This is a genomic window from Rhizobium sp. SVR5-2C (assembly GCF_056755115.1).
The window spans coordinates 1-248 of sequence record NZ_JBNDHT010000492.1 but is presented as its reverse complement, the minus strand read 5'-3'; the positions used below and the strand labels follow the sequence as shown (position 1 = coordinate 248).

Genomic DNA, 248 nt, shown 5'->3' with positions numbered 1-248 from the left:
CCCCCCCCCCCCCCCCCCCCCCCCTCTCTCCCAACCCACCCCCCCCCCCCCCAGATTACTACGCGTCTCGTGGGCTCGGAGATGTGTATAAGAGACAGGTACGCCGTCAAGGCAACTGACAAGTTCACCATCACCCCGGCTGTCCAGTACACCGACAATATCGATACCGACGCCAACGGTGACTTCGATAGCCTGTCTCTTATACACATCTGACGCTGCCGACGACTAGTCGAGTGTAGATCTCGGTG

General features: G+C 60.5%; 1 protein-coding gene. It reads left to right on the top strand.

The window, feature by feature from the left end; all coding sequences use genetic code 11:
• Positions 1–81: 81 nt before the first annotated feature.
• Positions 82–213, top strand: a complete 132-nt coding sequence (locus ACPYOI_RS36645) for a hypothetical protein (RefSeq protein WP_481424256.1) — start codon at positions 82–84, stop codon at positions 211–213.
• Positions 214–248: the final 35 nt, after the last annotated feature.